Origin of the sequence: Desulfovibrio sp. X2 (assembly GCF_000422205.1) — a bacterium.
Classification (GTDB): Bacteria; Desulfobacterota; Desulfovibrionia; order Desulfovibrionales; family Desulfovibrionaceae; genus Alkalidesulfovibrio.
Genome location: NZ_ATHV01000010.1, coordinates 1 through 21300, shown reverse-complemented (window position 1 = coordinate 21300; position 21300 = coordinate 1). Strand labels below are relative to the sequence as shown.

Sequence of the window (21300 nt, the reverse complement as noted above, 5' to 3'; positions counted from 1 at the left end):
CTCGAGGAGACCCCATGCCCCCCTTCTGGACCATCTCCGTGCGCCTCGACTTCTCGGCCTCGCACTTCCTGCGCAACTACTGCGGCAAATGCGAGGCCCTGCACGGCCACAACTTCGGCGTGACCGTCGCGGTCACGGGCAGCGAGCCGGACCCGAAGACCGGCATGCTGCTCGACTACGCCGTGCTCAAGCGCGAGACGCGCGCCGTGCTCGAGGGGCTGGACCACAAGCACCTGAACGAGTGCCCGGCCTTCCTGGAAGAGAACCCGTCGAGCGAGAACATCGCCCGCTTCATCTACCGGAGCCTGCGCCCACGCCTGGCCCCCTGGCCCAACGTGCGCCTGAAATCCGTGAGCGTGGCCGAGAAGCCCGAGCAGTGGGCGGTGTACGAGGAGATAGGCGAGGAGAACGCGTGAGGCTTCTGCTGCAGCGCGTGCGCCGGGCGAGCGTGGCCGTGGACGGCGCGGCGGTGGGCGAGATCGGCGAGGGGCTTCTCTGCCTCGCGGGCTTCGGCCCGGACGACGGCGAGGACCTGCCCGAGCTGCCCCGCTGGCACAAGACCATCGACAAGATGCTCGACCTGCGGATTTTCCCTGACGAGGATGGCCGGTTCAACCGCTCGCTCCAGGAGACCGGGGGCGGGCTGCTGCTCGTCTCGCAGTTCACGCTCTACGCAGACTGCAGGAAGGGCAGGCGGCCCTCGTTCAGCCTCGCCGCGCCGCCCGACACGGCCCGGCGGCTCTTCGAGCGCCTCGTGGCCGAGGCCGAACGGCGCCTGCCCGGCCGCACGGCAAGCGGCGTGTTCGGCGCGGACATGGACGTCTTGCTCACCAACTGGGGCCCGGTGACCATCATGCTCGACGACGCGGCGCTGTGGCCCGCGGCCGGCTGAGCGCTTTACCAAATCCCGGCCATGACCTACCATCCGCCCATGCCCGAAAAACCCCGGACAAGCCCCACCGTGCCCGAGACGCCGGTCAGCGTCCTCGTGGTGGACGACACCACGCCCATCCGCCACCTCCTCAAGCGCATCCTGGAGGAGGACTACGAGGTGCACACCGCGCCGGACGGCGAGGCCGCGCTCGAGGTCTTCGCCCGCCTGCAGCCCGAGATAGTGCTCCTGGACGTGAACATGCCCCGCCTCTCCGGCCTGGACGTGGTGCGCGAGCTGCGCGCCTCCGGCGCGGAAGAGGCCGTCGTGATCATGCTCACGGGCGAGGACGACACCGCGCTCAAGGCCGATGCGCTGAACCTCGGGGCCAACGATTTCCTGACCAAGCCCTTCAACAAGGGCGAGCTCCTGGCCCGCGTGGCCGCGGCCGCGCGCCAGGTGGCCCTGATGCGCGAGATCAGGCAGGCCAACGCGCGCACGGCCGAGGACCTGCGCCGCATCGCGGCCCTGCAGCGGCGCATGCTGCCCGACGGCCTGACGCTCCTGCCCGGCCTTGCCGGGGAGATCTTCTACCGGCCCTCGAGCCAGGCCAGCGGCGACTACTACGACTGCGCCCGCCTGCCGGACGGCTCCGTGCGCATCGCCGTGGCCGACGTCTCCGGCCACGGGGCCAAGGCCGCCTTCTTCATGGCCGTGGTGCGCACCCTGTTCCACGCCGCGGCCGAGGACGGGCTGCCGCTGGACGCCTTCGCCCTGCGCGTCAACCGCCACCTGCACGAGCTCTCGGCCGAGGGCGAGTTCGCCACCCTCTTCGCCGCGGACATCGAGCCCGGGGCCGCGGCCATGACCTACGTGAGCTGCGGCCATCCGCCCGCCCTGCTCACGGACGGCGGGACGCAGCCGACCCTCCTCAAGGCGACCATGCCCCTGCTCGGGGTCATGGACTGCGCGGCCGAGCTCGGCCGCGTCGGGCTGCCCGAACATTTCGGCCTTCTGCTCTACACGGACGGCTTCTACGAATGGCGAGCCCCGGACGGCGGCATGTTCGGACTGGACCGCTTCCTCTCCCTGGCCACGGAGCAGCTGAGCCTGGCCGGGCCCTTCCTGCCCCTGTTCTACGAGCGGCTGTGCGGCCTGGCCGGGACCGATCCGGCCGAACACGACGACCTGACCGCCCTGTGGCTGACGCGGGGGCCCCATGCTTGAGTTCCGTCTCGAAACCACGGCCACCGCCCAGGCGGCGCGCCGCCTGGCCAAGGCCGCCGTGGCCGTGGTGGCCGACTCGGTCGGCCTCCCGGAGGTCGTGCACGACTTCGACCTGGCCCTGACCGAGGCCTGCGCCAACGTGGTCCGCCATGCCTATCCCAAGGATGCGCCCGGGCCGCTGCGCATCGTCGTGCGCCTCAAGCCCCACGCCTACGTGGAGGCCGAGGTGGTGGACGAGGGCAAGGGCCCGCCGTGCCAGCTCACGGGCGCAGTGCCCCTGCCCGAGGAGGAAGGCGGCCGCGGGCTCTTCATCATCAGGAACCTCATGGACTCGGCCTCCCTGGGCCGCGAGGACGGCCGCACCGTGATCGCCATGCGCAAGAACGTGCCCTCCGAGTCCTGGACCTGCCGCCCGACGCCCTAAACCGCCCCAACCAGGGAGACGACGGTGGCCGACGCGCCAAAGCATTCCCCGAGGAATTTTCCGGACGACGCCGCGCGGCGGCCCTCCGCCCTGTCCTACACGGTGGAGCCCGTGGTCGAGGACGGCAGGCTCACGGACCTGCGCCTGCTCGTCGCGGCCGCCGGGTCGGCCAAGGCCTGGCACCTGCTCGGCCGCGGCGGCGAGGAGACCGAGCTGCGCGCCGTGCGCGAGTTCCTGGCCGCGCCCTCGGGCCTGCCCGTGCTGCTCGGCGCCGGGCTCGGCCACGGCCTGGCCCTGCTCCTGCGCGAATGGGACGGCCCGGTGGCCGTGGTGGACAAGGAGAAGGCCGTGCAGGAGGCGGGAGGCGCGCGCGCCGCCCTCTCCGCGGAGGATGCGAAGCGCGTGCTCTGGCTGGATATGGAGGAGATCGGGGACGATCCCCAGGGCGAGGGGGGCGTGCTCGTGGCGCTCACGCGCTGGCAGATGTCGCTCGGCGGCCGCCCCTTCGCGCCCATCCTGCACCCGGTGTACGCGCGCCTGGACCGCGACTACTACGGCAGCGTGCGCGAGGCCCTGAGCGCGAGCAGGAGCTTCGACTTCTGGGCCAGGGCCCGCTACGAGAAGTTCCGCGAGTGGCCGCCGCGCGTGCTGCTCGTGACCAGCAGATACTTCCTCATGGGCGAGATCGTGGCCGCCTGCGAGCGGCTGGGCGCGCCCTGCCGCCTCATCGACATGGGCGCCAAGGAGGTCGGCCGGGCCGAGTTCGTGCAGGACCTCCTGCACGCCGTGCTCGAGTTCAGGCCCGACTTCGTCTTCACCGTGAACCACCTGGGCGTGGACCGCGAAGGCATCCTGGTGGACCTCCTGTCCCGCCTGGAGCTGCCCCTGGCCTCCTGGTTCGTGGACAACCCCCACCTCATTCTCTACGTCTACGAGCGGCTGAACTCGCCCTACACGGCCATCTTCACCTGGGACGCGGACAACATCGCCTCCCTGCGCGAACTCGGCTTCGAGACCGTGCGCTACCTGCCCCTGGCCACGGACGCGCACCGCTTCCGGCCGGGACGCCCGGGCCGCCCGGAGTGGAAGAGCCGCGTCTCCTTCGTGGGCAACTCCATGGTCACCAAGGTCGAGAAGCGGCTGGAGGCCGCGGCCCCGCCGCCCGAGCTGGCCGGGCGGTTCGAGGAGATCGCCGCGGGCTTCAAGGAGAGCGACGAGCGCTCCGTGGCCGCCTACCTGGCGGCACGCCATGCCGAGCTCCTGCCCTTCCTTAAGGAAATGGACACCGTGGAGCGCCGCCTGGCCTTCGAGGCGCTGATCACCTGGGAGGCCACCCGGCAGTACAGGCTCTCCTGCGTGCGCGCCACCCTGCCCTTCTCCCCGCTCATCGTGGGCGACGCGGCCTGGAAGCGCCTTTTGCCCGGCGAGGGCGACGCCTGGCGCTGGCACCACGAGGTCTCCTACTACGACGACCTGCCGGGCTTCTATCCGTGCTCCGAGGTCAACTTCAACTGCACGAGCAAGCAGATGAAGGGCGCGGTCAACCAGCGCGTCTTCGACGTGCCCGCCTGCGGCGCCTTCCTGGTCACGGACCACCGCGAGCAGATGGAGGAGCTGTTCGCGCCCGGCCGCGAGGTAGCCTGCTACGCCGAGCCCGGCGAGGCCGAGGACATGGTGCGCCACTACCTCGCCCATCCCGCCGAGCGCGAGCGCATCGTCGCGGCGGCGCGCGAGCGCATCCTGCGCGACCACACCTACGACCTGCGCGTGACCCAGCTCTTCACGGCCATGCGGGAGCTCTTCGGCCGGGCGGTGTAGTCCGTGGACAAGCCCATCCTCGTCCTGCAGATGCAGCGCATGGGGGACCTGGTCCTGACCTTCCCCCTGCTGTTGTGGCTTAGGCGCCTCCACCCCGGACGCGAGATCTGGGTCGTGGGCGAGGAGCGCTTCTTCTCCGGCATGTACCCGGTGAGCCCCGAGGCCGTGTACTTCCCCTGGACAGCGGCCGAGCGGCTGGCCACGCGCGGATATTCCCTGGTCCTGAACCTGAGCCACCGCCCGGAGGCCGCGGCCCTGGCGGGCCGCCTGCGCGCCGACGAGGTCATAGGCCCCCACGACGACGCGGGGGGCGTGCGGCGCATAAACGGCGCCTGGCAGCTCTACCGGGCGAGCCTCACCGGCTGCAACCGGCACAACCGCTTCCACTGGGCGGAGCTGAACGCCCTGGACTGCGTGCCCCTGGCCCACATCGCGGCCACCCGCTTCGACCCGCCCCGCCGCCTGCCCCCGGCCGAGCGCTCGGTGGGCATCTTCGTGGGCGCCTCGGATGCGGCCAAGCGGCCCTCCCCGGACTTCCTCGCTGCTCTCGCGCGCGAGTGCCTGCGCCGCGGGCTTCGCCCCGTGCTCTTCGGCGGCCCGGGCGAGACTGAGATCGCCGCCGCGGTGGCCAGGGGCGCGGGCGAGCGGCTGCTCGACCTCTCGGGCCGCCTGTCGCTGACGGAATTCGTGGCCGTGGGGCAGTCCATGGCCCTGTTCCTCACCCCGGACACCGGCCCCATGCACCTTGCCGCCTGGAGCGGACTTCGCACGCTCAACCTCTCGCTCGGCAACGTCAATCCGTGGGAGACCGGGCCCTATCAGGCGGGCCACCACGTGCTGCGCGCCGCCATCTCCTGCCGCGGCTGCTGGCAGTGCGACCGGCCCGCCCTGTGCTGCCACGACCACTTCAATGCCCGTCGCACGGCCCTGCTGGCCGAGCGCCTGGTCACCCGGGGCGCCCCGGGCGAGGTGCGCCTGCCCGGCATGGAGCTTGCGGCCACGGGCAAGAGCCCCGAGACCGGGCTGTACGACCTTCTCCCGTACGCCGAGGCTGCCTCGCTCGCGCCCTCGGCGCGCGACGCGGCGGGCCGCTTCTGGCAGGCCTTCTTCGGCTGGCGCTTCGGCCTGTGGGACGAGGCCATGGCCGTGGACGCGGCCGCCGGGCTGGCGCGCTTCCACCCGCCCCTGTCCGCCGCCCTGGGTCGGAGCCTGCCGCCCTTCGTGCGCGGCCTGGCCAAGGGGCTTTCCGGGGCCATGCCCGAGGACTTCTGGCGCTCGGCCCCGCCCTTCTTCCGCCCCCTCGCCAGCTGGCTGCAGCTCTTCCTGGCCAACGGCGACTTCGCCCTGCCCGTCCGCCGCGAGGCCCTGGCCGCGGCCGAGGCCTGCCTCGGTTTGCTGCGCTGATCCGGACTCCCCCCTCTCCCGTCCCCTTTTCTCCATTCCGCGGCCCGCCCCCCGGCCGCCCGGCTCTTCGCCGGATTTTCCCTGCCGAGGCGGAAAAAAGTGCCCATGTCCATTCAGCATGCATTTGCAACATGCTGAAATAACTTACTCGAAAATTCTGGAACGGGTTTTGATTCTTCTCGCCGCAAAGGAGCCCGACGATGCAATTTATTCCCGTGACAGACACCTCCAAGGCCGACACCTTCTTCGGCATGGGGTCCGCCAACGCACAGAAAACGGCGTCGTCCTTCGCTTCCATCCTGAGCAACAACACCAAGAGCGCGCGCGAGGGCTTCAGGCAGCTGATCTCGCAGGCCTCGGGCAAGACCGAGGAGACCGCCTCCGCGGCCCAGGACGCCGCGCAGCAGACGGCCAAGGGCACCGAGGGCGCCACCAACGCCAAGGCCTTCAGCCGGATAAAGAACACCGACGCCGATCCCCAGTCTATCAAGGTCACGACGGTCGACTTCGCGGGCATCAAGGCCGGACTGCAGAAGTACGGCCTCTCCAAGAGCGAGATCAAGGACCTGGAAGACCGCGTCACCAGCAAGGGCGGCCTGACCTGGGGACAGCTGGTCTCCTATCTCATGACCAAGTCGAGCGAGCTGGCCCAGGCCCAGGCCGCGACCCAGCTCAGCACCGCCCAGGTGCAGGACATCGACACCTTCTTCCAGCAGGTCGGTTTCACTCCGGACGAATCCGGGGACATGATCAAGGATCTGAAGAAGGGCAAGGCCATGGACGTCCTCTCCATGGTGCAGAGAAAGATAGATTCCCTGCCCAAGGGGCAGCCCCTCGACGTCTCCCCCGACGGCCTGAAGGCCCTGGCCCAGGCCATGGGCGGCACCCCGCAGCTGCAGAAGCAGATCACCCAGCTCCTTTCGGACGCGAACGGCCAGCGCGAGAGCTTCGATTCCTCGGAGATCAAGAACGCCCTGGCCATGCTCCAGCAGCAGGGCGCCCAGAAGCTGAAGGACATGCAGCAGGCGGCCCAGGAACTGCAGCAGCAGATCGCGGACACCATGGCCCAGGCCAAGGACCGCATGACCGGCAGCGGCGGCGACACCGACCGCGCCAAGGTCATCCAGGCGTCCAACATCGCCGGCGAGGCCGACCGCCTGCTGGGCAAGGACGCCGCCACGGCCGCCGACGCCCCGAATTCCCAGGACGCCAAGGACCTGAAGCATTTCCTGGATGCCCAGAACGCCCAGAGCGGCAAGGACGCCAAGGACGCGGGCGCCGGGAAGGCCGACGCGCTGCTGGCCCAGGCCAAGGCCGCGCAGGACAAGAACTCTTCGGGCCAGGACGACGCCTTCGCCAAGCAGGGCCGCGACGGCAAGTCGGGCAAGGACGACCCCTTCGGCTGGAAGTCCTTCTGGGAGCGCGTGGAGAACCGCGGCTCCGAGATGGGCCAGGCCATGGGGCACACCGCAGCCACCACGACGTCCACCACCCAGCAGCCCCTGGCGAACGTACCCCAGGCCGGCACGCAGGCAGCGCGCTACACCACCGACTCCCAGCAGGTCTTCGACCAGGTCCAGAAGGGCATGATGAAGACCCTGCAGAACGGCGGGCGCCAGCTCACCCTGCAGCTCGAGCCCGAGGAGCTCGGCCAGGTGCACGTGACGCTGCAGGTGCAGGGCAAGGAAGTGCGGGCGCTCATCCGCACCGAGCACCAGGACGTGACCGCCGCGCTGCACGAGCAGCTCTCCCAGGTGCGCGACACCCTGCAGCAGCAGGGCCTCAAGGTCACCCAGCTCGAGGTCCGCACCGGCCTGTCCGACGCCTCCATGAACGGACAGCAGTGGAACGGCACCGAGCAGCACAACAGCGAGCAGGAGCGCCAGTACCTGGCCGACCTGCGCACCAGGATGCGCAACCTCCAGGGCGTGACCGGCGTGGCCGACATGACCGGGAACGACGCGGCCGACATGCAGCGCATGATGGCCCAGCGCGGCCTGCACCTGGTGGCCTGAACGATTTTCTGACGACAGATCGGAGCACACGACCATGACCACGGCAACTTCGACATACGCCTACCAGGGCATCGGCCAGGCCGAGACGACCTTCAATCCCGACGGCACGACCTCGGTCAAGAAGGATCTCGACCGCGACGCCTTCCTGACGCTCCTGTGCGCCCAGCTCGGCCACCAGGATCCCTTGAACCCCATGGAGGACAAGGAGTTCACGAGCCAGCTGGCCAGCTTCTCGCAGCTCGAGCAGCTGACGCAGATCAACGACGGCATCGGCAAGATGATCGACGCCTCGAGCCGCCAGGAGGTCCTCTCCGCGGTCGGCTTCATCGGCAAGAACGTCCTGGCCGACGGCAACACGCTGAGCAAGCTGAACGGCACGATCAGCACGGCCTACTACACCATCGATTCCCCGGTCTCCGACGTCTACGTGAACATCACGGACAAGGACGGCAACGTCATTGACACCATCCACGGCGGCGCCATGCAGGCCGGCACCTACTCCTTCACCTGGGACGGCAAGGACTGGCAGGGCAACGACATGGCGGACGGCGTGTACGGCCTGTCCATCGCGGCCACCGGCTCGGAAGGCGAGCCGGTCCTGGTGGACACCCAGGTCACTGGCACCGTGGGCGGCGTGTCCACGGACAACGGCACGAACTACCTGCGCCTCATGGACGGCCGCACGGTCAAGTTCACGGACGTCAAGGAGGTCGCGAACCCCTCGACCACCACGGCGAGCAGCGGCTCGACCTCGAGCGGCAACGATTCAAGCTCCGGCAGCAGCAACGATTCGGGTACGAACGACAGCGGTTCAAGCACGAGCGGAAGCTGATCTCCCGGACAGATACGAAACCAAGACGGAAAATATCTAGGCATACGAGTCAAGGAGGGTCACCATGGGTCTTTCAGCATCCCTTTTCTCCGGCATCACCGGTCTGTCGGCGAACGGCGAGGACATGTCGGTCATCGGCAACAACCTCGCCAACGTCAACACGGTCGGCTTCAAGGCGTCGCGCATGTACTTCGAGGACGCCATCAGCCAGAACGTCTCCACCGCCCAGGGCGTGGGCCAGGTCGGCCGCGGCGTGAAGATCGGCGCGGTCTACTCGGACTTCAGCCAGGGCTCCTTCGAGACCACCAACGAGTCCACGGACCTGGCCATCGGCGGCACGGGCTTCTTCCTGCTCAAGGTCAAGAACCAGGAGCAGACCTACTACTCCCGCGCCGGCAACTTCCGCTTCGACAAGGACGGCTACCTCGTGGACCCGCACGGCTACGTGCTGCAGGGCTGGGCCGTGGACGACACCCGGACCACGGCGGCGACCTCGACCACCTCCTCGGCCACCACCGCCACCACGCGCATCAAGGGCGTACCCACGGACATCCGCCTGGAGAACTTCCAGTCCGCCCCGCGCGAGACCAGCTCGCTGAGCATCATCACCAACCTGGACTCCGGCGAGACCAGCCACTCCAACGACGCCACGGACCCGTTCTTCGCCATGTTCAAGCGCTGGGACGCCACGCAGGACACGGCCATCGGCCAGACGCAGTTCGCCTACCAGACCACTCTCAAGGTCTATGACGAGAACGGCTCCTCGCACAACCTTTCGGTCTACTTCGACCCGGTCACGGTGAGCAACTCCGGCGGCCGCAAGGTCTGGGAGTACATCGTCACCTGCGACCCCACCGAGGACGGACGCTTCTTCTCCGACGGCGCGGGCAACGTGACCCAGCTCCAGAACACCTCGGCCGCGGGCCTGCTGGCCACCGGCACCCTGACCTTCAACGCCGCGGGCGAGCTCGAGAACATGAGCACCTTCGAGCTGCAGTCCGGCGCCATGCCCAACCCCACGAACCTGAAGGACCTCTCCAACTGGCGCGTGCCGAACTCCTTCTCGCAGAACGGCTACCCCATGATCGACGCCAACTTCCTCTCCCGGGACCAGGCGAGCTTCACGGACGCGACCAAGTCGAGCTCGTCCAACGTGCTCATGGAGCTGAACTTCGGCCTGCGCAACCAGGACACCACCTGGACCACCGGCGGCATCACCGACGCGGCCGACCTCTCCGGCCTGCCCGCGAGCGGCGGCACCATCCAGGGGCTGCCCGGGTTCACCAAAACCGAGCGCGCGGCCCTGTCCACGACCTCGTACTCCGCGGGCTCCACGACCATCTTCCAGTCCCAGGACGGCTATACCGCGGGCTTTCTGCAGAACATCTCCGTGGACCGCGACGGCGTCATGACCGGCCGCTACTCCAACGGCCAGGTGCTGGAGCTCTTCGTGGTCACGCTGGCCAACTTCAACAACAACTGGGGCCTCACCCGCGAGGGCGGCAACCTCTTCTCCGAGACCCGCGAGTCCGGCCCGGCCATCACCAACCGGCCGAACACCGCGGGCCTGGGCAGCATCGCCTCCAACTCGCTCGAGCAGTCCAACGTGGACATGGCCACCGAGTTCGTGAAGATGATCACCACGCAGCGCGGCTTCCAGGCCAACTCCAAGGTCATCACCACGACCGACGACATGCTCGGCGAGCTGATCCAGCTCAAGCGCTAGACGAACACGACCCTTGACTCGCCTCGCGAAAGGGGGCCGCCGACTGACCCCGGCGGCCCCCGCCAAGCGAAAAGGCCGCCTTCCGGATGGAAGGCGGCCTTTTTCTGTCCTGCCGTCCGGCACGCGGCGGACGGCTCTGCCGGGACGGCGTCAGTAGAGCCTGTCGAGCAGGCCCCGGGAGGTCTCCTGGAGGGATTTGGCGAGCTTCAGCAGGTTGTCGGGCGGCAGCTTCTGCACGGTCTTGCCGGAGTCGGGATCCACGATCTCCACCTGGAGCTTGTCCGTGCTCTGGTCCACGTGGAAACGCAGCCGCACGCCCACGGCCTGCAGCGCCGTGCGCAGCCGGTCCTCGGCCTCCTGCAGGGCCTCCCGGTCGTCCATGGGGTCGTATGCGTTCTTCGCGGCCCAGGCCTCGAGTCCCGAGGTCCCGTCCGCGGACGATTGCGCTGTCTTCCGGGCGACGTTCTGGGCCGAGGCCTGCCCGGATGCGGCCTGATCGGAAGGCCCCGAGATGGTGGTGATGTTCATGGTTCCCTCCATAAACACACGACGGTTGCCCGTCTTTCCCGATTTTCCTCCCCTCAGTCGTACTTATCGGTCCCCAGCCCCGCCGAGTTTACCCCCTGCCCGGCCGCCGGAGGAGGGCGGGACGGAGGAAATTTCCGGTCAAGCTCCCGACGCACAGGGCTTCCGGGCCCTGAAAAGGCGGGGAAAAAACTTCCCAGAAGGCCAACTTTTATATCTCAATACTCAGTAATAAAAGGATAATAATAAATTGGCACCGAGGTTGCTTCATCGGGAGCAACCCCAAGGAACGGCAGGTGTAGACAAGGAGGTTTCTACAATGTCTCTCGTGATCAATCATAACATGATGGCCATGAACGCGGCCCGGAACCTGGGCACCGCGTACGGCAACCTGAGCACCTCGGTGAACAGGCTCTCCTCGGGCCTGCGCATCAACACGGCCGCGGACGACGCCGCGGGCCTGGCCATTCGCGAGCTCATGCGCGCGGATATTTCCACGCTGAACCAGGGCGTGCGCAACGCCAACGACGCCATTTCGCTGATCCAGACGGCGGACGGCGCGCTGCAGGTCGTGGACGAGAAGCTGATCCGCATGAAGGAACTCGCGGAACAGGCGGCCACGGGCACCTACAACTCCGACCAGCGCCTGATGATCGACTCCGAATACCAGGCGATGGCCTCGGAAATTCAGCGTATTTCCATGGCCACGGACTTCAACGGCATCTATCTGCTGAACGGACAGCTTTCCGGCGCCACGCACGACGGCTCCGGCCTCGTCTCCTCCGGCAAGCTCAAGATCCACTTCGGCACCGGCAACGACTCGTCCGAGGACTACTACTACATCCAGATCGGCACCTCCACGGCCTCGGCCCTGGGCATCGGCCTGATGGCCGCCGCCGGCCGCGCCGGCCGCTCCATCTCCACCCAGGAGATGGCCCAGAACGCCCTGGACGCGATCCAGCAGGCGATCATCTCCAAGGACAAGATCCGCGCCAACCTGGGCGCCATGCAGAACCGCCTGGAGAACACGATCACCAACCTGCAGATCCAGGCCGAGAACCTGCAGTCCTCCGAGTCGCGCATCTCCGACGTGGACGTGGCCACCGAGATGACCGAGTTCGTGCGCCAGCAGATCCTGTCGCAGTCCTCGGTCGCCATGCTGGCGCAGGCCAACAGCCTGCCCAAGATGGCCCTCAACCTCATCCAGGGCGGCTAACGGCCCCCCGGACAGGGGCGAAGATCCGGGACCGCGCGCGGTCCCGACCACAAGGCAACGAGAGGCAGACCTCTTCCCCGGGGGACACGCCGATCACGCGGCGGGCCGCTTTCGCGAAGCGAGAGCGGCCCGCTTTTTTTGCGGCGCAGGGGCCGCCCGGGTGGGCGGCCGCGCGGCAGGGGAAAGGGCTAGGATTCGGGCGCGGACGGCCCGGGCGATGCGGCGGCTTCGGCCTCGAGGGTCTGCAGGGCGAGGTCGGCCGCGCGCTGCTCGGCCTTCTTCTTGCTCGCGCCCTCGGCCCTGAACTCGCGTCCGTCGGGCAGGCGGACGGCGACCACGTAGACCTTGGCGTGGTCCGGGCCGTGCATTCCGGCCGGGGCATACTCCGGACGCGCCTTGTAGCGTTGCTGCGTCAGTTCCTGCAGCCTGGTCTTGAAGTCCTTGACCTTCGGGGCGTCGGGGCTCTCCGGCCACTTGCCGGACAGGAGCGCGTGCGAACAGCGCACCACGGCCTCGAAGCCGCCGTCCAGGTAGACGGCGCCGATGACGGCCTCCAGGGCGTCGGCCAGGAGCGAGTCGCGCTCCCTGCCGCCCTGGGCCTCCTCGCCCCGACCGAGCATGATGTAGTCGGGCAGCCCGATTCCCCGGGCCAGCTCGGCCAGGCTCTGCTCCTTGACCAGCCGCGCGCGAAGCCGCGTCAGCTCGCCCTCGCGCTCCTCGGGGAAGCGCCGGTAGAGCTCGTCGGAGACCACCAGTTCGATGACCGCGTCGCCCAAAAACTCCAGCCGCTCGTTGCTGTCCGCCGTCTCGCCGCTCTCGTTCAGATGCGACGAGTGGGTCAGGGCGAGCAGGAGCAGGCCGTGGTCCTTGAACGTATATCCTATGGCCCCTTCAAGATCCGTCGGCGGTCGCCGCGGCTTGAGACGCAACGTGTTGTTGCGCATGGACACACCTCCCAAAATACGACGGTAACATCCCTTGTTTTAAGATTTTTTGCAACAAATCCAGCGTTGCACGAAAATGATTCCATGTCCAGCCGATCGGACGCGAGAGGCACATGTCGCGGATTTTTTCCGGAAAGATGCGGCGGGACGACAGGTTGCGGCATGTGCCCGGGCAGCGAAAAATACGCTTATGGGATATTCCGGCGCCCGGCGCGCAGGGGAAGAATCCGCCCAGGTGACGACGCCTTCCCCCGGCCCGGATATGCCGCGGGTCCTAGCCCGCGAAGCCCTGGTCCTCGGCCAGGTCGCGTCCGCCCGCGGCCTGCCGGGCGAGACGGTCGCACAGCTCGTTCTCGGCGTGGCCCGAGTGGCCGCGCGTCCAGTGGAAGTTCACCTCGTGACGCGCGAGCAGCGGAATGAGCTGCCGCCAGAGGTCCTGGTTCTTGACCGGCTTCTTGTCCGCGGTGCGCCAGCCGTTCTTCTGCCAGCCCTTGAGCCAGCCCTTGGTGATGGCGTTGCGCACGTACTGGGAGTCGGTCGTCAGGTCCACGCTGCACGGCTCGTTGAGGCTTTCCAGGGCGTCCAGCACGGCGCGCAGCTCCATGCGGTTGTTGGTCGTCAGGCGATAGCCCTTGGCCAGGGTCTTTTCCTGGTCCCCGTAGCGCAGCACGGCGCAGGAGCCGCCCGGTCCCGGGTTGCCCAGGCAGGAACCGTCGGTGAAGACGGCAATGTGTTTCACGGTGTCATCCGCCTTTTGTGGCGCCAAGACTGTCGAGCCGTTCCCAGACCGAGGCCAGGACGATGATCAGCTCGTCCTGCCAGTCGTCCTGTTGCCAGAAGGTCTCGAGGTGGTTCTGCTGCAGTTCGTCCAGGAATTTCTTGCCCAGGGCCGAGGAGAGTATCGGCGGCATGCGCATCAGGAGACGATGGCTTTCCGGCGCGAGCAGCAGGAAGAATGTCTTGGAGTCGGTTTGCGGGGGCTCGCGCAGCTCCCCCTTGACTATCTTGAGCTTGAAGTCCAGCCCGTATCGCTCCTTCAGTCCGTCGCGAAATCCCTTGATGAAGGAGCGCTGCCGTTCGTTCAGGTAGCCCGCGGTGTCCGACACCGTCTGCCTGTTCTCCAGGCGGGCGATGATCTTCTCGTTCTGCTTCCAGAAGGCCCACACGACCACGCCGAAGACCAGCATCAGCGCCAGGAGGCGCAGCAGCCGCTCGACGGGCGTGTACTTGTCTGTCTCGGGCAGGAGGCGGAAACGGAAACGCGGCATGGGCGGACTGTAGAGGCTCGGACGCGCGCTGTAAAGCGCCCGGCGCGGACGGCCCGGCGTCCGGGAACGGCTCGGGCGCCGGGCAGGGGCTGCGCGCCCCTTCCTGGACCATCCCCCCGCGGGGCCGGACACCGGCCCGAGGACCGCGTGCGGCGCGCAAGGTCCATGGACAGGGGCACCTGGGCGTGGTGCACCGGAAGAGGCGAAGGCATGCCCCCCAAGGCAGCGCAATGCGCCGCAATACGCCGGGGAAAAGGAGCAAAAAAATCCGCGCCCGACGCGCTTTGCGCATGCGCGGGGGCGCGGATTTTTCGCAGCGAGGCCGCCACGCGCTTCTTCGGCGCCGAAAGAGGCTACATGGACTTCGCGACCATGGCCGCCAGGCGGTTCAGCTGGTTGGTGAAGCCGGCCTCGTTGTCGTACCAGATGAGGACCTTGGCCTGGGTGCCGCCGAGCACGCTGGTGCACAGGCCGTCCACCACGCCGCCGTGGGTGTCGCCGATGTAGTCCGTGGAGACCAGGGGGACCTCGGTGTAGCCCATGTGCTCGTCGGCCGCGGCCTTGAGCGCCGCGTTGACCTCCTCGGCCGTGGTCCGGCGCGCCAGCTCGACCACGAGGTCGACCAGGGAGCCGTCCGGCGTGGGCACGCGCACGGAGATGCCGTCGAGCTTGCCCGCAAGCTCGGGCAGGACCACGCCCACCACCTTGGCGGCGCCGGTGGTCGTGGGCAGCATGCTCATGCAGGCGGCGCGGCCGCGGCGCAGGTCCTTGTGCGAGCCGTCCAGGATGCGCTGGCTCATGGTGTAGGAGTGCACGGTGGTCATGTGACCGTGCCTGATGCCGAAGGTGTCGTGCAGCACCTTGGCCACCGGGGCCAGGCAGTTGGTGGTGCAGGAGGCGGAGGAGATGATCCTGTGGCTCTTGGGGTCGTAGTCCTTGTGGTTCACGCCCATGACCACGGTCACGTCCGGGTTCTTGCCCGGCGCGCTGATGATCACCTTCTTCGCGCCGCGCTCGATGTGCTTCTCGCACGAGGCGCGGTCGGTGAACTTGCCCGTGGACTCGATGACCAGGTCGCACCCGTTCTGGGCCCACTCCCACTCGCACGGGGCCGAGCGGGTGACCACGATCTTCTTGCCCGCGATGACGATGCCGTTCTCCCAGGTCGAGACCTCGCCCTTGAAGGTCCTGTGCACCGAGTCGTACTTGAAGAGGTGCGCCAGGTCCGAGTTGGAGGCCCGCGCGTTGATCACGGCCAGGTCCAGGGGGAAACCGTCCTCGGCCATGAGGCGCGCCAGGTAGCGGCCGATGCGGCCCCAGCCGTTGAGTCCGATCTTGATCGCCATTGCTGCTCCTCGCTTTATCCTTGAATGTTATGCGTGCGCCGTGAGGGCCGGGCTCAGACCGCGTTGCTGCAGCCGAGCACGTGCCGGATCTTGTGCTGGACCATCTCTTTGACCGCTGTGCGCGCGGGGCCGAGGTACTGCCGGGGGTCGAAGTCCCCGGGATGCTCGGCGAAGTGCTTGCGGACCACGGCGGTCATGGCCAGGCGGATGTCGGTGTCGATGTTGATCTTGCACACGCCGTAGGTCGCGGCCTTGCGCAGGAGCGACTCGGGCACGCCGCAGGCCCCGGCGATCTCGCCGCCGTGGGCGTTGGCCATCTGGACGAACTCGGGCAGCACCGAGGAGGCGCCGTGCAGCACCAGGGGGTAGCCGGGCAGCCGGTCGGTGATGACCCCCAGGCGCTCGAAGTCGAGCTTGGGCTCGCACTTGAACTTGTAGGCGCCGTGGCTCGTGCCGATGGCGACGGCCAGGGAGTCGCAGCCGGTGCGCTCCACGAACTCCACCGCCTGGTCCGGGTCGGTGTAGACGTGGTGCTCGGCGCTGACCTCGTCCTCCACGCCCGCGAGCACGCCGAGTTCGGCCTCGACCCAGACGCCGCGCTCGTGCGCGTAGTCCACCACCTCTTTGGTGACGCGGATGTTCTCCTCGAAGGGATGGTGCGAACCGTCGATCATGACCGAGGTGAAGCCGCCCTCGATGACCTTCTTGCAGATATCGAAGTCCTGGCCGTGGTCCAGGTGCAGGACCACCGGGAGGTCGGTCTCCTCCAGGGCCGCTTCCATGAGCTTCACGATGTAGCGCTGGCCTGCGTATTTCCTCGCTCCGGCCGAAACCTGGAGGATGAGCGGGGCGCGCTCCTCCGCTCCGGCGGCCATGATGCCCTGAATGATCTCCATGTTGTTCACGTTGAAGGCGCCGACGGCGTATTTGCCGTCATAGGCCTTGGCGAACATTTCCTTCGGGGAAACGAGCGGCATGGTACCTCCCTCTGCAAGTGGCTGGAATGCGGACGACAGTCCCCGCAGTCATTATGCGTGCTCCCGGCCTTCTGTCAACGCGGGGGCCTGTGAATGCGGGCTTTCGTCTTGCCATTTTTCCTTCCTTTTGCCTACATGACATACTGGCGAGCCCTTGGGAGACCCGCCTCGGGAACAACGGGCCATGGCGACGGCCCGAGACAAGGAGACTGCGTGAACGGACCATCCCCCGCCGAAAGCGGCGCACGCCCGGGCGCCGACGGCGGCGAGACCACCCTCGGCGACTTCTACGGCCTGATGGAATCCACGGCCCGGGCCAGGCGCGCGGCCGTGTCCGCCCTGCTCGAGAACCGTCCGGTTCCGCCCAAGGAGCGCGACGTCCTGGCCCGTGTGCGCGAAGCCCTCTCGGCCCTGCCGGGCGAGGGCGCGAACCGCGGGCTGCTCGTGGAGCCGGGCCTGCGCGTCACGGCCGATCTCTCCTACGAGATCGGCGAGCTGGACAAGGACCTGACCTATCTGGACCAGGGCGAGGAGGCCCTCCTGGCCCTGCTCGAGCGCCTGCACCCGGGGCTCGGTGCGGAGAGCGAGGCGCTTGCGGCGCGCATCGCCGGGGCCGCGGGAGGCAGGCGCCTGCAGGCGCTGCTCACGGACCGCGACGGCACGGTCAACAACTACTGCGGCCGCTACCGCTCCTCGATCCAGTCGGCCTACAACGCCGTCTTTCTCTGCCGCTTCGCCCGCGTGGGCGCGCGGCACCCCCTGATCCTGACCTCGGCCCCGCTTTCGGGCCCCGGGCTCCTCGACGTCTCGGTCATGCCCCCGGGCAGCTTCCACCTGGCCGCGTCCAAGGGGCGCGAGTGCCTGGACATCGCCGGGCGACGCCACGAGGAGAAGGCGCCGAAGCGCCAGCAGGCCCTGCTCGACCGCCTGGCCGGGGAGCTGCGCGGGCTGCTCGAGCGGCCCGAAAACCGCAAGTTCGGCCTCATCGGCTCGGGCTTTCAGGTCAAGTTCGGCCAGCTCACCATGGCCCGGCAGGACGTCTCGGACTCCGTTCCGGCCGCTGACTCCAGGCGCTTCCTGGACGAGGTGGCGGGCCTCGTGCGCGACCTCGACCCCGAGGGCCGCGACCTCTCCATCGAGGACACCGGCCTCGACGTGGAGGTGGTGCTGAAGCTCGCCCACGCCTCGCGTGATTTCGACAAGGGTGAGGCCGTGCGCTTCCTCGAGCGGAGCCTCGACCTCGCCCTGGCCCTGGGGCCGGTGCTCGTGTGCGGCGACACGGCATCGGACCTGCCCATGATCCGGGCCGTGGCGGAACGCTCGCCCGCGCCCCTGGCCCTGCTGGTGACCACGGACGAGAACCTCGCGCGCGAGCTCCCCGAGGCCTGCGCAGACTCGCAGACCGTGTCCGCGCCCGACGTGCTGGTCACGGCGCTCGGCCGGGCGGCCGAAGCGGGCATCGGCGGGACCACGCAAAAGGAGGCCCCATGATCCATCCCGAACCGCGCGGCGCGGTCTTCGACCTCGACGGCGTCCTGACGGCCACGGCCAAGGTCCACGCCCAGGCCTGGGAGCAGATGTTCAACGACTTCCTGCAGGACTACGCCGCGGAGAACAACACCCCCTTCCTGCCCTTCGACCGCTTCGACGACTACGCCAAGCACGTGGACGGCAAGCCGCGCTACGCGGGCGTGAAGGCCTTCCTGGAGTCGCGCGGCATCAAGCTGCCCTACGGCGAGACCACGGACAGCCCGAAGACGCGCACGATCTGCGGCCTGGGCAACCGCAAGAACGACCTCTTCCAGTCGCTCCTGCGCGAGCAGGGGCCGGAGGTCTTCGCCTCGTCCATCGCCTTCGTGGAGGCGCTGCGCGCCGCGGGCATCGGCGTGGCCGTGGCCTCGTCCTCCAAGAACGCCTCCCTGGTCCTCGACCTCGCCGGGCTGAAGAAGCTCTTCGACGCGGTGGTCGACGGCTCGGTCTCCGAGGAACTGGGGCTTTCCGGCAAGCCCGAGCCGGACATCTTCGTCGAGGCAGCGCGCCGCATCGGCGCGGACGCCGGGGAATGCATCGTGGTGGAGGACGCCATCTCCGGCGTGCAGGCCGGGCAGAAGGGCAACTTCGGGCTCGTGGTGGGTGTGGCCCGCAACACGGACGCCGAGCTGCTGCGCCGCTTCGGCGCGGACATCGTGGTCCAGGACCTGGGCGAGCTCGACCTGACGCAGGTGCAGCGCTGGTTTGCCGAGGGCATGGGAGAGGACGCCTGGCACATCGCCTGGCACGGCTTCGATCCCGGCGACGAGAAGCTGCGCGAGACGCTGACCGCCACGGGCAACGGCCACTTCGCCACGCGCGGCGCCTTCGAGGGCGAGCGCGCCTCCTTCAACTTCTATCCGGGCACCTACGTGGCCGGGCTCTACGACAAGGCCGAGAGCGACGTGCACGGCCGCACCGTGGCCAACAACGACCTGGTCAACTGCCCCAACTGGCTGCCGCTCGAGATCGGCATCGGCCACAGCGGCTTCCAGAGCCCGCTGGCCATGGAGATCCTGACCTACTGCCACAGCCTGGACATGCGCGCGGGCCTTCACCGCCGCATCCTCATCTGCCGCGACGGGCTGGGCAGGCTCACGCGCATCGAGATCACCCGCCTGACCTCCATGGCCGACCCCCACCTGTGCGGCCTGCGCTACGCGCTCACCCCGCTCAACTGGTCCGAGATCCTGACCGTGCGGGCGGGCCTTGACGGCAACGTGCAGAACGAGGGCGTGGCCCGCTACAAGGAGCTCGCGGGCCGCCACCTGGAGCTCGTGCAGGCCGCGCCCGCGCAGGACGGCCTGCTCCTGCGCGTGCGCACGCGCGCCTCGGGCCACGAGGTCTGCATGCGCGCCCGCACGCGGGCCACGGTCGGCCAGGAGGAGGTGGCCCTGGCGCGCCACGTGACGCGTGACGGCGCCGCCATCAGCGAGACCTTCAAGATCTTCCTCGAGGAATCCGCCACCTGCGTCATCGAGAAGATCGTGGCCGTGCACGCGAGCCTGCACCACGAGCCCGGCAGCGACCTCGCGGCCCTGGCCGAGACCTCGCTCTCCCGCGCCCCGACCTTCGAGCGGCTGCTCTCCCCGCACCTGCGCGCCTGGAAGAAGCTCTGGCACACGGCGGACCTGTGCGTCACCCACGACCGCTTCGCCCAGAAGATCCTGCGCCTGCACATCTACCACCTGCTCTCCGCGGCCTCGGCGCACAACACGCGCCTGGACGCGGGCGCGCCCGCGCGCGGGCTGCACGGCGAGGCCTACCGCGGCCACATCTTCTGGGACGAGCTGTTCATCATGCCCTTCTACGAGCTGAACTTCCCGCGCGTGGCCAGGGCACTGCTCCTCTACCGCGTGCGCCGCCTGGACGCGGCCCGCGCCCTGGCCTCGTCGCTCGGCCTCTTCGGCGCCTGCTACCCCTGGCAGTCCGCGGACGACGGAAGCGAGGAGACGCAGGAGGTGCACTACAACCCGGAATCCGGCGAATGGGGGCCGGACCTCTCGCGCAACCAGCGCCACGTCTCCATCGCGGTCTTCTACAACCTCTGGCGCCACGCGGCCGTGGGCGGCGACCACGCCTTCGTGCGCCGCGAGGGCGCGGAGGTCATGCTCGAGATCGCCCGCTTCTGGGCCTCTCTGGCAAAGAAGGAGGGGGACGGGCGCTACCACATCCGGGGCGTCATGGGGCCGGACGAGTTCCACGAGAAGCTGCCGGACGCGGAGGAGCCCGGCCTGCCGGACAACGCCTACACCAACGTCATGGTCGCCTGGCTCATGCGCCGCGCCCTGGAGTTGTGGAGGAGCCTTTCGGCGGGGCTCCGCCGCCAGGTGGGCGGGCGCGTCGGCCTGTCGCCCGAGGAGCTCGACGTCTGGCGCGAGATGACCACGCGCATGTACGTGCCCTTTGCCGAATACGGCGTGCTCAGCCAGTTCGAGGGCTACACCGCCCTGCCCGAGCTCGACTGGGAGCGCTACCGCAAGCGCTACTACAGCATCGGCCGCATGGACCGCATCCTGAAGGCCGAGGGCGACAGCCCGGACAACTACAAGGTGGCCAAGCAGGCCGACGTGCTGATGCTCTGGTACGCCCTGCCCGCGGAGGAGGTGCACGCCCTGCTCTGGAACCTCGGCTACCACGTGCCCGACGCGACCGACCTCCTGCGCCGCAACTACGCCTATTACGTGCGCCGCACGAGCCACGGCTCCACGCTCTCCAAGGTGGTCCACGCCGTGGTCGCGGCCGAGGTGGAGGAAGGCGACGAATCCTGGCGCTGGTTCCGCGAGGCGCTCGCCTCCGACGTTTTCGACACCCAGGGCGGGACCACGCAGGAAGGCATCCACAGCGGGGTCATGGCCGGGACGCTGCAGATCGTCATGCGCCACTTCGCCGGGCTCGACCTCTCCGGCGAGCACCCCTGCCTCTCGCCGCGGCTGCCGTCCAACTGGCACGGGCTGGCCTTCCGCTTCACCCACCGCGGGCTCTGGTTCTACCTGGAGCTGACGCACGAACGGGCGCTGGTCCGCCTGGAATCCAAGGGCCGCCGCCAGGCCGTGGTCGCCTGCAACGACGAGCAGCACGCCGTGGCCCCGGGCGAGCCCCTGGTGCTCGACCTCTGAGCCGGAGGAGGGACCGACAAAGGCTCAAGGGACGAAAACGCCGAAGGGGGCGGGGCGC

At 68.6% G+C, this 21300-nt stretch carries 18 protein-coding genes; 12 read left to right on the top strand and 6 right to left on the bottom strand.

Annotated elements, in window-relative coordinates; all coding sequences use genetic code 11:
• Positions 1–14 precede the first annotated feature (14 nt).
• The 9 genes from queD (at position 15) to DSX2_RS03900 (ending at position 10317) form a co-directional block, all read left to right on the top strand.
• Complete coding sequence (gene queD / locus DSX2_RS03940) at positions 15–416, top strand: 6-carboxytetrahydropterin synthase QueD (RefSeq protein WP_020879747.1); 402 nt, start codon at positions 15–17, stop codon at positions 414–416.
• Positions 413–892, top strand: coding sequence for a D-aminoacyl-tRNA deacylase (gene dtd / locus DSX2_RS03935; RefSeq protein ID WP_020879746.1), 480 nt, complete (start codon positions 413–415; stop codon positions 890–892). Before queD ends, dtd begins: the two co-directional genes overlap by 4 nt.
• 21 nt (positions 893–913) lie before the next feature.
• The gene (locus tag DSX2_RS03930; RefSeq protein ID WP_020879745.1) at positions 914–2098 is read left to right on the top strand and encodes a SpoIIE family protein phosphatase; all 1185 of its coding nucleotides are present in this window, start codon (positions 914–916) and stop codon (positions 2096–2098) included.
• Positions 2091–2522 carry an ATP-binding protein gene (locus tag DSX2_RS03925; protein WP_020879744.1) on the top strand — a complete coding sequence of 144 codons (432 nt, stop codon included), beginning with the start codon at positions 2091–2093 and terminating at the stop codon, positions 2520–2522. The genes DSX2_RS03930 and DSX2_RS03925 overlap by 8 nt, the downstream gene beginning before the upstream one ends.
• A 24-nt stretch (positions 2523–2546) precedes the next feature.
• A complete protein-coding gene (locus DSX2_RS03920) occupies positions 2547–4340 on the top strand; it encodes a glycosyltransferase (RefSeq protein WP_020879743.1) in 1794 nt (597 codons plus the stop codon).
• Between the two features lie 3 nt (positions 4341–4343).
• A complete protein-coding gene (locus DSX2_RS03915) occupies positions 4344–5744 on the top strand; it encodes a glycosyltransferase family 9 protein (protein ID WP_020879742.1) in 1401 nt (466 codons plus the stop codon).
• Between the two features lie 200 nt (positions 5745–5944).
• Positions 5945–7759: a flagellar hook-length control protein FliK gene (locus DSX2_RS03910; protein WP_020879741.1), complete on the top strand. Its 1815-nt coding sequence runs from the start codon at positions 5945–5947 to the stop codon at positions 7757–7759.
• Between the two features lie 34 nt (positions 7760–7793).
• Positions 7794–8591, top strand: coding sequence for a flagellar hook assembly protein FlgD (locus DSX2_RS03905; RefSeq protein WP_020879740.1), 798 nt, complete (start codon positions 7794–7796; stop codon positions 8589–8591).
• A gap of 64 nt (positions 8592–8655) precedes the next feature.
• Positions 8656–10317: a flagellar hook protein FlgE gene (locus DSX2_RS03900; RefSeq protein WP_020879739.1), complete on the top strand. Its 1662-nt coding sequence runs from the start codon at positions 8656–8658 to the stop codon at positions 10315–10317.
• A 150-nt stretch (positions 10318–10467) separates the two neighbouring features.
• On the opposite strand, the gene DSX2_RS17435 is transcribed toward DSX2_RS03900, so the two are convergent.
• The gene (locus tag DSX2_RS17435) at positions 10468–10845 is read right to left on the bottom strand and encodes a flagellar protein FlaG (RefSeq protein ID WP_020879738.1); all 378 of its coding nucleotides are present in this window, start codon (positions 10843–10845) and stop codon (positions 10468–10470) included.
• Between the two features lie 316 nt (positions 10846–11161).
• On the opposite strand from DSX2_RS17435, the gene DSX2_RS03890 reads away from it, so the two are divergent.
• Entirely contained in the window at positions 11162–12058 is an 897-nt protein-coding gene (locus DSX2_RS03890) for a flagellin (protein ID WP_020879737.1), read from the top strand.
• 188 nt (positions 12059–12246) lie between these two features.
• Here the strand turns inward: DSX2_RS03890 and rnc are convergent, their stop codons facing one another.
• From rnc to fba, 5 genes are all read right to left on the bottom strand, one after another.
• Positions 12247–13002 carry a ribonuclease III gene (gene rnc / locus DSX2_RS03885; RefSeq protein ID WP_020879736.1) on the bottom strand — a complete coding sequence of 252 codons (756 nt, stop codon included), beginning with the start codon at positions 13000–13002 and terminating at the stop codon, positions 12247–12249.
• A 274-nt stretch (positions 13003–13276) separates the two neighbouring features.
• Positions 13277–13741: a ribonuclease HI gene (rnhA, locus tag DSX2_RS03880; protein WP_020879735.1), complete on the bottom strand. Its 465-nt coding sequence runs from the start codon at positions 13739–13741 to the stop codon at positions 13277–13279.
• A gap of 4 nt (positions 13742–13745) precedes the next feature.
• On the bottom strand, positions 13746–14270 hold the full coding sequence (locus DSX2_RS03875) for a hypothetical protein (protein WP_020879734.1): 525 nt from the start codon (positions 14268–14270) through the stop codon (positions 13746–13748).
• 353 nt (positions 14271–14623) lie between these two features.
• Positions 14624–15616, bottom strand: a complete 993-nt coding sequence (gap, locus tag DSX2_RS03870; protein ID WP_020879733.1) for a type I glyceraldehyde-3-phosphate dehydrogenase — start codon at positions 15614–15616, stop codon at positions 14624–14626.
• Between the two features lie 53 nt (positions 15617–15669).
• Positions 15670–16593: a class II fructose-1,6-bisphosphate aldolase gene (fba, locus tag DSX2_RS03865; RefSeq protein WP_020879732.1), complete on the bottom strand. Its 924-nt coding sequence runs from the start codon at positions 16591–16593 to the stop codon at positions 15670–15672.
• Positions 16594–16806: 213 nt separating this feature from the next.
• Here fba and DSX2_RS03860 point away from each other — a divergent pair, with 213 nt between their 5' ends.
• Both DSX2_RS03860 and DSX2_RS03855 read left to right on the top strand, forming a co-directional pair.
• Positions 16807–18084, top strand: coding sequence for a hypothetical protein (locus DSX2_RS03860; RefSeq protein WP_020879731.1), 1278 nt, complete (start codon positions 16807–16809; stop codon positions 18082–18084).
• Positions 18081–21242: a beta-phosphoglucomutase family hydrolase gene (locus DSX2_RS03855; protein ID WP_020879730.1), complete on the top strand. Its 3162-nt coding sequence runs from the start codon at positions 18081–18083 to the stop codon at positions 21240–21242. Before DSX2_RS03860 ends, DSX2_RS03855 begins: the two co-directional genes overlap by 4 nt.
• Positions 21243–21300: the final 58 nt, after the last annotated feature.